At 37.1% G+C, this 10,914-nt stretch carries 9 protein-coding genes; 7 read left to right on the top strand and 2 right to left on the bottom strand.

The genetic code is table 11. The features are described from left to right. The 6 genes from AC3DU7_RS13810 to AC3DU7_RS13785 all read left to right on the top strand — a co-directional run. The coding region (locus AC3DU7_RS13810) for an SDR family oxidoreductase (RefSeq protein WP_488039909.1) at positions 1-225 on the top strand (225 nt) is incomplete at its 5' end. Positions 226-309: 84 nt separating this feature from the next. Beyond that, positions 310-786, top strand: coding sequence for an MEKHLA domain-containing protein (locus AC3DU7_RS13805; protein WP_488039908.1), 477 nt, complete (start codon positions 310-312; stop codon positions 784-786). A gap of 179 nt (positions 787-965) precedes the next feature. After that, complete coding sequence (locus tag AC3DU7_RS13800; RefSeq protein ID WP_488039907.1) at positions 966-1,472, top strand: AAA family ATPase; 507 nt, start codon at positions 966-968, stop codon at positions 1,470-1,472. Beyond that, on the top strand, positions 1,469-2,356 hold the full coding sequence (locus AC3DU7_RS13795) for an AAA family ATPase (protein WP_488039906.1): 888 nt from the start codon (positions 1,469-1,471) through the stop codon (positions 2,354-2,356). Before AC3DU7_RS13800 ends, AC3DU7_RS13795 begins: the two co-directional genes overlap by 4 nt. After that, positions 2,356-2,646, top strand: a complete 291-nt coding sequence (locus AC3DU7_RS13790) for a hypothetical protein (protein ID WP_488039905.1) — start codon at positions 2,356-2,358, stop codon at positions 2,644-2,646. The genes AC3DU7_RS13795 and AC3DU7_RS13790 overlap by 1 nt, the downstream gene beginning before the upstream one ends. Beyond that, the gene (locus AC3DU7_RS13785) at positions 2,643-2,876 is read left to right on the top strand and encodes a hypothetical protein (protein ID WP_488039904.1); all 234 of its coding nucleotides are present in this window, start codon (positions 2,643-2,645) and stop codon (positions 2,874-2,876) included. The genes AC3DU7_RS13790 and AC3DU7_RS13785 overlap by 4 nt, the downstream gene beginning before the upstream one ends. Before the next feature lie 460 nt (positions 2,877-3,336). On the opposite strand, the gene AC3DU7_RS13780 is transcribed toward AC3DU7_RS13785, so the two are convergent. Next, positions 3,337-3,840, bottom strand: a complete 504-nt coding sequence (locus AC3DU7_RS13780) for a hypothetical protein (protein WP_488039903.1) — start codon at positions 3,838-3,840, stop codon at positions 3,337-3,339. Between the two features lie 359 nt (positions 3,841-4,199). Between AC3DU7_RS13780 and AC3DU7_RS13775 the strand changes: the two genes are divergently transcribed. Next, a complete protein-coding gene (locus tag AC3DU7_RS13775) occupies positions 4,200-4,406 on the top strand; it encodes a tetratricopeptide repeat protein (RefSeq protein ID WP_488039910.1) in 207 nt (68 codons plus the stop codon). Between the two features lie 574 nt (positions 4,407-4,980). On the opposite strand, the gene AC3DU7_RS13770 is transcribed toward AC3DU7_RS13775, so the two are convergent. Further along, positions 4,981-10,821 carry a trifunctional serine/threonine-protein kinase/ATP-binding protein/sensor histidine kinase gene (locus AC3DU7_RS13770; protein WP_488039902.1) on the bottom strand — a complete coding sequence of 1,947 codons (5,841 nt, stop codon included), beginning with the start codon at positions 10,819-10,821 and terminating at the stop codon, positions 4,981-4,983. Positions 10,822-10,914: the final 93 nt, after the last annotated feature.

The raw sequence follows: 10,914 nt of genomic DNA, 5'->3' as shown, positions 1-10,914 counted from the left end.
TTATTTAGATATTATTACCCATCAGGAAGTGAAGTGGAAAAGCGCTATTTAAGGGGGGTGCCAATAGGGCGCTTTGGTAAACCTTCGGAGATCGCTGCAAGCATTGGCTTTTTCTTTTCAGAAGAAGCAGGTTATATTACTGGGCAGACTCTTTTTGTAGATGGTGGCTGTAGCATTGATGTACATCCTTATTACAAAACAAGATCAATCATTGATTCAAATTAACAGGTAAAATTTTAAGAGAAATCTAATTCAAAAGGTAGAAAATCAAGATAGAATGCTTGATGATTAACTGTTGAAAAATTATCAATGACTGAAAATATCTCATACCCTTGGAAACAAGAAACTATAATTCGCCATACCCAAAGACTGTTATGGAGCTATAAATATTGGACTGGTAAAACTCTAATGGATGTAGATGGAACACCGGAATTTGTGGCTCAAGCATTGTGGGAAGCTCCATTTATTGTTGTTTCTCACGGTATGGAAGAAAACCCTATCTTAAATTATGGTAATCAGCAAGCATTGAAGTTGTGGGAAATGAGTTGGGAGCAGTTTACCCATACACCCTCTCGCGAGACAGCACAACCTGTAGAGCGCAAAGAACGGGAATTATTATTGACTCAGGCCAAAACTAAAGGGTATATTAGTGATTATCGGGGGGTTCGTATTTCCAGTAAAGGCAAACAGTTTTGGATCTCAAATGCTATCATCTGGAATCTTCTAGATGAAAATCAACAGCAATGTGGTCAAGCTGCTACTTTTAATCAGTGGGAGTATATTTAGTAGTGGTGAATTGTGATAATTTAGGCAAGAATATATCAGAATATTTTAAACTCTATTTTCTGTATAAATTACCTGACAACATTAATTGACAAGATTAGAAAGTTGTATTACTCAAACCATCAAACTATTAAAATTTAACTATTGAGACAGATACAAGAAATTATAAAGCATTATTAGAAATGAAAATTAAAATCCAAAATCTTGGTGTATTAAAGCAAGCTGAATTCACTCTTGCCGATCTGACGATTATTTGTGGTAGTAACAATACTGGCAAGACTTATGCTACTTATGCCTTATTTGGATTTTTGTTTACTTGGGAAGAGATACTTACTATCGATATCGACAATCAAATTCAGCAATTATTTTCTGAAGGTGTGATTTATGTTGATATACAAAAATATATCAAACAAACTCAAAAAATAGTTGCTAAAGCTTGTCAGGAATATACAACCGAGAAATTACCAGATATTTTTGCAGCAGCGCCTGAAAAATTCAAAGAAACAAAATTTGATGTCATTTTTGATGTAAATGACATTAATTTGAATATGAAATTTGAGCAGAAAGTCGGTTTACCAAGTGGAGGATTTTTTTCACTTACTAAAAATGATGATAGTACAGAATTAGTTGTGACATTTCCAGTTGAACAAGAAAAAGTGAAAATTCCTGCTGTACTTCTTAAGGCTTGATTGCAAAAGCTCTCAAAAGAATTATTTTTTCTCCACTTTTTCCTAGACCTTTCATCGCTAGTGGAGAAAGAACAGGTGCTGCTATTTTTCGTAAAGAGTTAAATTTTGCCCGCAACCGTTTGCGTGAAGAAATGAGTCAGGCAGATTATAAAATTGATCCAAGAGAGCTTTTATTTAAGGGATATCAAAATTATCCACTTCCAGTTGAACAAAATGTAGATTTTACACGAGACCTAGAGACAATTTCCAAACAACGTAGTTTTCTTCATAATGACCATCCTGAAGTTTTGAATGATTTCGCCGATATTATTGGAGGTGAGTATACAGTTACTTCCAATGACGAACTTTATTATTTGCCGAAACAAGGAAAACGACCTCCCAAACTGTCTATGCTTGAAAGTTCCAGCGCTGTGCGTTCTTTACTAGATATTGGTTTTTATCTAAAACACGAAGCTCAACCTGGGGACTTACTGATGGTAGACGAACCTGAATTAAACTTACATCCCGAAAACCAGCGTCGTGTTGCTAGACTATTTGCTCGACTTATTAATCTGGGAATCAAGGTTTTTATTACTACCCATAGTGATTATATTATCAAGGAATTAAATACACTAATTATGCTGAATCACGATAAACCTCATCTGAAACGCATTGCTGAGGAAGAGGGTTATCAAACAAAAGAATTAATATCTGTTGAAAAGATTAAGGTATATATTGCGGAAGAAAAACTTATGCAACCAAAAGGTTATAAAAGAAAAATTAAGTGCCCAACTCTTACCCTAGCAAATATTGACCCGGAAATGGGTATTGAAGCTCGTAGTTTTGATACAACTATTGAAGAAATGAATCGAATTCAGGAAGCAATAGTCTGGGGTGAAGATTGATGGTTGATTCGGATATTGTTATCCTTAAAAGGATGATTCAACCGAGAGCTACAGTAGCATTAGAATCTGAACATCAAAAGAAGATCGTCAAACTAACAGAAGATTGTGATAACTACACTGTAACTATTCATGGAATGCCTGATAATGATGAAGTTATTGTGATTAAGGTGGATACTTTTAGCGCACCAACTACAATTTTCCAGGGAATTAAAGGTGAATGCAAACGTGCAGATTTTGTCATTATTTCTGATACTACCTACAAAGAAAATTTATCGTATGTATTGAAATGAAGGCAGGAAAAAAGACATCTAAAGAGAAAGAGATTATCCAGCAACTAAAAGGGGCGCAGTGTTTTGTTGAATATTGTCAAGCAATTGGTAAATCATTTTGGGAAAAACAAGATTTTCTTGATGATTATAAATATCGTTTTGTCAGTATTAAGAATATCACAGTTATAGCAATGTGCGCTGGCATATTTACAAATTGCAGGAAGTGTCCAATAGCTAAAAGTCTTATATGATAAGCTTTTTATTCCCCCTGTTGCCTGTTGCCTATTGCCTGTTGCCTGCGCGCAGCGCTATAATAAGAAACCAACACGATATAAATCTAAAGATGATATTCACGATACTCCAGAAAATATGCTAAAAATTAGCTCTCCAGATTATATTCAGTTTAATCATTTGATAGGAGGTAAAAAATAATTAGGACAAAAAAGAAAGTTTTGCAGATAGCAATTCCTTTATTAAAACTGTTAAATTATCCATTGAATAGTCCAATAGATACTCTATCATAATTACCCAACAATTATTTTCTGATAAATAATTTTGTATTACTCAAGTCATCAAATCATTAAATTGAACTATTTAAAATCCATGAGTATTATATCATGTCCGGATAATTAGTAATAACAAACCTTCTCCATTATGCCTTCTTTCTGTCAAAGTATAAGTATTCAACCGGACATGATATCATTATTCATTTTATTTAAGTTTTTCCTTCAATTGATTTAACTGTTCTGGTGTTAGTTTAATTTGTACTTCTAATAACTGAGTTGCATCCTGAAATAAAAGAATATCTTTTTCGACTAAAATTTCGGGATTATTAATTTCAATTCTTTGATATTTGACTTCTGGCAATGCAACTCTAATTACCAGTTGTTGTTGAGATTTAGGAAAAATATATAATTCCTGACGAGTATGATGTAATTCTAATTTTTGAACAGTTGTATTGCTTTCTGCCGTTGAGTTTGGTTTTTGCCAATAAAGAGTGATACCGCGAATTTCTGGTTTAGCTATCTCAAATATTTCATCAAATCTTTGAGGTTCCCAATCAAGTTCTGTAATATCTCCACTAACAGGAATAAGTCTCTGTCGCCAGGTAATTTCTTGATCGGCGATCGCTGCCCACCATTGACGGATAGTATCTAGATTATCGGGATTTTCTGGGTTATTACTACCTAATTGCCAAATAGTTTTAAGCTGCATATATAGATGATTTTAGTTAAGTGAGTATGAATTAATTTGATAAGCACCTAAACAAAATTATTTACCTAATAATATCAAATCCGGTAGCATCGGTGTAATAAGATAGTGAATCAGAATTTCCTACGGAATGCTCCACAAACAGCAATCCTGCAATTCAGAAGGGAAGAAAACTCAGAATTCTTTCCGCTCTGGGTGAAGATGGAATATTTTTTTATACCGAATTAAACGGATTTGATATAAGGGATTCATTCTGACAAAGTATGTGATTAATTTTGTCTACCTGCTTAATATTATTTTAGTATAAAAGCGAATTAAATTCCACTAATGTAGAAAATTCTAATTTAAAAAGTCCTGAAAAAATCGAATCAAAAACACCATCTGCTGAGGAGTTATATTACCAAGCAAACGAACTAAAAGATGCACAAAAATATGCAGAGGCAATTGCTTTATACGATCAAGCTTTAGAGCTAGAACCTGAATATGTAAAAGCATTGAATAATAAAGGTTATACTCTCAATGCTCTAGGAAGGTATGATGAAGCATTAGAAGTTTTAGATAAAAGATAAAGCTCTCGAACTTAAGCCAGACTATTATAACGCTTGGAGGTCAAAATCAGTAGTTCTTTTTAGTCTTGAGCGATATGAAGAAGCTCTCTCTTCCTGCGATAAAGCTATTTCATTAACTTCAGAATTATCCAATAGACATCTCCAAAAATCAAAAATAAAATCAATTATTATCCATAAATTATCAATTATTCTTCCCTGTTCCCTGTTCCCTGTTCCCTCTTTTCTGGATATGTCTATTACAAAAACAGAACAGACTACTGAAGAAACTTAAGAATTAGCTGAACAATTCTTTTATCAAAATGCTATAAAGCGGTATATTTAGGGAATGTGCTGTACTGTCTGAGTTTGATATCAAATCCGTTTAATTGGACATAAAAGAAATCTCCAATCGCCATAACTAGGCTCATCTTTCTAATTCTTTATCCTCCTGATTCCTGACTCTTGAGGACTGATATCATGTCCGGATAATCAGTTATAAAAAACCTCTTCCCTTTAAACCTTTCTTTCCCTTCTGCCTTCTGCCTTCTTTCCTCCAAAGTGTAAGTATTCAACCGAACATGATATGACTCCTTCTTCAAGATGAATAAGGGATAATAATTTCAAATTTTGTTCCTTCACCGGGCTGACTTTGCACCGTAATTATGCCGCCATGTTGTTGAATAATCGAATAACTCACAAATAATCCCAAACCCGTTCCTTTACCCACCGGTTTAGTTGTAAAGAAGGGGTCAAAAATCCGGTCTTGAATGTCTACCGGAATGACACTATTTGTATTAGCAATGGTAATGCGTAATTCTTGAGAATCTGTTACTGTAGTTGAAATCCTAATTTCTGGAGATTCAGCAGCTTGTGGATGGGAGCGAATGGCATCAATGGCGTTACTAATAATATTAAAAAATACTTGATTCAGTTGGCTGGGATAACAGGTGATTTTAGGTAAATTACCATATTCTTTAACCACTCGAATCTCCGGTTTATTATCATACCCTTGCAAGCGATTTTGTACAATTAACAACGTACTTTCAATGCCAGTATGTAAATCTACAGCTTTAATTGGAGATTCATCTAAACGAGAAAAGTCGCGTAAACTAAGAACAATTTGCTTAATGCGATCGCTGCCGACTTTCATAGATTTAAGAATTTTAGTAACATCCTCCAAGAGAAAATCCAGTTCAATTTCTTCCCACTGGTCTTTAATAGCTAGACTCGGTTGAGGATATTCTGTCTGATATAGGGTTAGCAAATTTATGAGGTCTTCAAAATAATTTTCTATATGATTAATATTTCCTTGAATAAAACCAATGGGATTATTAATTTCATGAGCAATTCCGGCCACCATTTGACCGATAGATGACATTTTTTCAGTATGAATTAACTGTGCTTGAGTTTGTTGCAATGTTTTCAGGGTTTGCTCTAAATCTTTAGCTTTTTGGTTGAGAGCTTTGGTTTTTCTTTCAACCTCTATTTCTAGGGTTTGGGAATAGTTTTCTGCTTTTTGGTAGAGACGAGCATTTTCTACAGAAATAGCCGCCTGACTCATAATTAAATTAAGTACTTCCACTCGCTCTTGAGTAAATACATCTGTTGTTAAATTATTTTCTAAGTACAAAATTCCAACTTGTTTCCCTTGCTGACTAATTGGTATACATAAAACCGATAGCGGTTGATGCGTTATCACATAGCGATCGCTACTAAATTGTGTTGCAGTACTTAAGTTTTCAAAGACAGCGGTTTCTTGGGTTCGTGCGACTGAATAAACTAAACTTTGAGGGATTTCTGAATATTCTTCGAGAGGAATTTCTAAAGTTTTTGCTTGATTTTGGTCAGCGGTAGCTACGACCAACCACTGTTGCTCTTGGAAGAGAATAAAATGACCCTTTTGTGCCCCAGCATTAGCAATTGCAATCTGCATTAAAGTGACTAATAATTTCTCTAATTTAACTTCTTGGGAAATAGCTTTTGCCGCTTTCAAGACTGCCGGAAAATCTAACCATAAGTCTGAGTTACTACTGGTATTGACTGAGTTTTTGCTCTGGGTAGAAGTAATCGTTGAATTGGAGGGAACTCCGACGGAGGTCGGTTCTAGAATAGTCTTGAGCAGTTGGGGATAACGTCTTTCTAGATGAGCAACTTTTGCTTTTGCACCCCAATGAGAATAACAATAATAAGCGTCTATCATATAACTACTAGCAACTTTTTCTTTACCCCAAGCGAGATAGAATTTAGCAGCGAGTTCATTAGCTAGTGCTTCTTCTTGGATGTATTCATTTTCTTTTGCTCCAGCAATAGCGCGGTCATAAAGTTCAATTGCTTCTGTTTTTTTCCCTAGTACTCGGCATTTTTCTGCTTCGACTAAATCAGCCTTATGTTGATAATTCATCGGCGCATAATCTGCCCATTCTTGTTGTAATTTAGTTTGATTTTCTTCGACTCTTTGTCGGATTTCTGATGTAAATTCAGATGCTGATTTTAATCCAGCTAGAGTCGCTAAAGAATCATAGAAGTAAAATCCAGCTTCATTAAATGTTCCTAAATGAGCGACTAAAGTTTTTCTCGTATCAACCGCTATTTTTTTAGCAGATTCATTTTCTTCAAAGAGGATCAAAACCATGAGTTTATACGAGTAAAAGTAATTTAATCCTGATAAGTCATTGGCTAAGTGTAACTGGGAACTCAACTCTGCTTCTTCAAATAATTCCCCAGATAAAAGAGTTGGATTTTCTGTAACGTTGAGCAAATTTAATATTGTTTGCAAAGAGATACAACACCAGTTAGCAGCATTTAATTGTTTGAGTTGCATTAATATCTCGTTATAAGCACGAGTTTCTTCCGCCAAAATTGCCAGGGGTTGAGCGCACCAGAAAGCATACACACAGAAGGAACTAATGTTATATCCAGCAGATTCTAGATTACCGACTTCTAATCCGATAGTATATCCTTGTTTCAATAGGGGTAGGGTGTGTTTGAGGTGAGATTTATGGTGTGTTAAAAAGAAAGCTACAGTGTTAAATATCTCAGGTTGAATCGCTTTAGCATCCAGTTTAGAGACCAGTTGAAGTGCTAACTCACCAAACTGAACCCCAGCCTCTACATCTTGCAACAGATTACAAGTAATCAAGCCATAGCAGCTATATGCGGTAGCGGAGGCGGATGTATTTCCAGATTGAATGGATAGCTTAACGGAGGAAGTGACCAGTAACGGAAAGAATGGACAATTAGAGATGTAAGCCGCAGCTAAGATACTATTGATAATCTCAACAATGGCAATTGTTTTGCGGTCTGTCATAATGGGAAGATTAATTAAGTCTTCAATTTCTTGCCCGCCTATGAGATGATTAATATCTGTAATACTGTCTTGAATATCAGTTTGTGTTGGTGTTTCTGGACAAATAAAACCCAACTGCTGCAACAGTTTTTTAGCAGTCGTAATGGCTTCTTTCAATTGGCCTTGAGAGGCTTTTGATTGAATTCTAATTCGGTAGCTATTGACTTTTTCAAGTAAGTCTTTGGCTTCCTTGATCGTGGTTTCAATCAACTCTTCCATCACCTCAATTTCACCACTGAGGGAAGCTAATTCAGCCGCCAATTCATGGAATTCTAGCGTAACTTTATATTGATTTTCCCAAGCTGTTTCACCGAGCAGTAATAACCCAGTATTAGCATATTCACGACCTGCTTGATAAGCAGTGGCGGCTCTAGCTTTACGACAAGCTATCAGATTCAGTTGAGCTAATTCATCTCTTTCTTTTTGAGCGCTAATTAAAGTGATTCCATAATTTAACTGATTCACCAGATTAAAAATTCGTTCTTCTATTGCTTCTGAGGGCGTTTGTTGCAGCAGTAGTTGCCCAATCTGATAATGAGTTGTTTGTTTAAGACTCTCAGGAATTAAGGAATAAGCAGCTTGTTGAACTCGGTCATGTAAAAAGCGATAATTGACTGAAACCCGATCGATATTATCTTTTTTTTGCGGGTTTAATACCCCACCGTCTACATGGTGTTCAAAATTGTTTGGGGAAGCAATCCCCATGCAATTTTCCCTCTCTTGGTCAGCATTCCCTCTCTTGGTCGGCGTTCCCTTGCGCCTGTCGGCGGCGCGGGGTCCGACCGCTTGCGCCTGGCGGTGGCGCGGGGTCTGACCGCTCCTGACTCCTGACTCCTGACTCCTGACTCCTTCTTCAATCTCATCATCTTGATAGCTTTGGAAAAACTTATAGGTTTCACTTTCAGGAATGACAAATCCTTCTTGTAGAGCTTTCCATAAATCGGTGGCTACATTTTCTGGAGTTGCCTTACACACCACTGCTAATGTTGCTAAGTCAAAACGGTTGCCAATACAAGCAGCTAACTTCAGAATGTTTTGAGTAGCTGACGGTAGTTTTTGCAACCGCCCCGTCATAAATTCTATGACATTATCTGTGAGTGAAAGTTGCCGAACTTGAGTGAGATCGCATTGCCATCCGCCTTTGATTTGTTCTTGGTTAAAAGGAACGGAGTGAGGGAAATTAAAAGTGATGCAGCCTTCATCATATAATCCTTGCAAAAACTGAGTCGTAAAAAATGGATTCCCCTGAGTTTTTTGATAAACTAATTGGGCTAATGGTGTAGCTATAGTTGTTGAACAGAGTAATGTATCGGCAACTAACTGCTTAATATCAACCTCATCCAAAGGCGTTAGAGTAATTGTATTAACTATTGCTTCTTGTTCTCTTGGTGCGCGTTCCTTAGCGGATGAAACATCCGCAGGGTCGCACCGCTTCTGAATCTCAGCCAGGGTTAACATCAAAGGATGAGCGGGACTGACTTCATTATCCCGATAAGTTCCTAAGATGAGTAAATAACCCAGTTTAGACGGATTCATTAAGAGTTTGAGTAGATTCAATGATGCCGAGTCAGCCCATTGTAAATCATCTAAAAAGATTACTAAGGGATGATCTGCAGTTGTAAAAACACGCAGGAATTTATTAAACAATAAGTTAAAGCGGTTTTGTACGGCACTCCCCGAGAGTTTAGGTGAGGGAGTTTGTGGACCAATAATAGATTCTAGCTCGGGAATGACATCAATTAAAACTTGTCCCTGAACTCCAACAGCATCTAAAATCTTGGCTTTCCATTGTGCCAATTGTGCGTCAGATTCACAATTGAGTTGTCCGAGCAACTCCCTGAAGGCTTGCACAAATCCTGATAGGGGAATATTACGGTTAAATTGGTCAAATTTTCCTTTGATGAAATACCCTCGTTGACGAGTAATGGGTTTGTGAACTTCATTCACCACAGCCGTTTTACCAATCCCTGAAAAACCTGCCACTAGCATCATTTCTACCCTTCCTTCTCCTTCTCCCCCCTGTTTTATCCCCCTCCCCTCCCCCTTGGAAAGGGGGAAGCCAGATGTTGCTTCGCTTTTGGTTTGATGGGGGGTTGGGGGGGATTCTTCTCCCTGAGCAAGGAGAGTCTGGGGATTGGCAACGCGCTCAAAAGCATCCAACAATGCTTTAACTTCTGTTTCTCGTCCATAGAGTTTTTCGGGGATGAGGAAGCGATCGCTTATATCTCTACTCCCTAGCTCAAAGGTTTTTATTTGACCTGTGTTTTCCCACTGTTGTTTACACTCACTCAAGTCATATTCGATTCCTAAAGCACTTTGATACCGCTGTTCAGCATTTTTCGCCATCAGTTTCATTACTATATCTGAGATTGCTTTGGGAATTTCCGGTTTGAGTATATGCACAGGAGTAGGTTTCTTGGCAATATGACTGTGGACTAATTCCATCGGGTCTTCGGATTTAAACGGCAGCTCTCCCGTCAGCAGTTGGTAGAAAGTCACTCCCAAAGAATAAAAATCGCTGCGATAGTCGATACCTCGGTTCATCCGTCCGGTTTGTTCGGGAGAAATATAAGCTAAGGTACCTTCGAGAACGTTTGAATTCTGAATTTCTTGGGTTTCTCTGGGTAACAGGGAGGAAATGCTGAAGTCAATCAGGTATATTTCTTGAGTTTCCGGGTTAATTAAAATGTTGGCAGGTTTAATGTCTTTATGGATGACTCGATTTCGATAAAGGTCTTCGAGGATTTTAGATATCGCGACCGCAAACTTCAAAAACTCTTTTATGCTCAAGGGGCGATCGCTAATATACTGCGACAGGGACATCCCACCGACATCTTCCATCACCAATACATAACCTAACCCGTATTTTTCTAAGGCAAGAGGTCGAACAATTCCTGGAAAATCCAGGTTTTTGTTGAGGAAGTATTGGTGACGAAACTGCAGGAGTTCGTTAAAAGTGGGATATTCTTTGCGTAGCTTTTTGAGAATCACAGGTTTCGAGTCCTCAATTTTGACCCCTCGATAAACCAGGGTGCGAGTTCCATCATAAATTAGGTCAGTGGTTTGGTATCCTGTTAGAATCGTTATCATTTTTTCAAGAATTTAGAATTTATACCAATTTGATAAATGGTAAGCATTTCCTCCGGAATGCTGCGCAAACAGCTATTAGCCATCAGCTATCAG

It is taken from the genome of Okeania sp. (assembly GCF_983059655.1).
This window is presented reverse-complemented; position numbering and strand designations above follow the sequence as displayed.

Excerpts from the sequence above, each read along its gene's own strand:
- AC3DU7_RS13790 (WP_488039905.1), top strand. The coding sequence starts at position 2,356 with ATGGTTGATTCGGATATTGTTATCCTTAAAAGGATGATTCAACCGAGA.
- AC3DU7_RS13770 (WP_488039902.1), bottom strand. The coding sequence starts at position 10,821 with ATGATAACGATTCTAACAGGATACCAAACCACTGACCTAATTTATGAT.
- AC3DU7_RS13800 (WP_488039907.1), top strand. The coding sequence starts at position 966 with ATGAAAATTAAAATCCAAAATCTTGGTGTATTAAAGCAAGCTGAATTC.
- AC3DU7_RS13780 (WP_488039903.1), bottom strand. The coding sequence starts at position 3,840 with ATGCAGCTTAAAACTATTTGGCAATTAGGTAGTAATAACCCAGAAAAT.
- AC3DU7_RS13785 (WP_488039904.1), top strand. The coding sequence starts at position 2,643 with ATGAAGGCAGGAAAAAAGACATCTAAAGAGAAAGAGATTATCCAGCAA.
- AC3DU7_RS13805 (WP_488039908.1), top strand. The coding sequence starts at position 310 with ATGACTGAAAATATCTCATACCCTTGGAAACAAGAAACTATAATTCGC.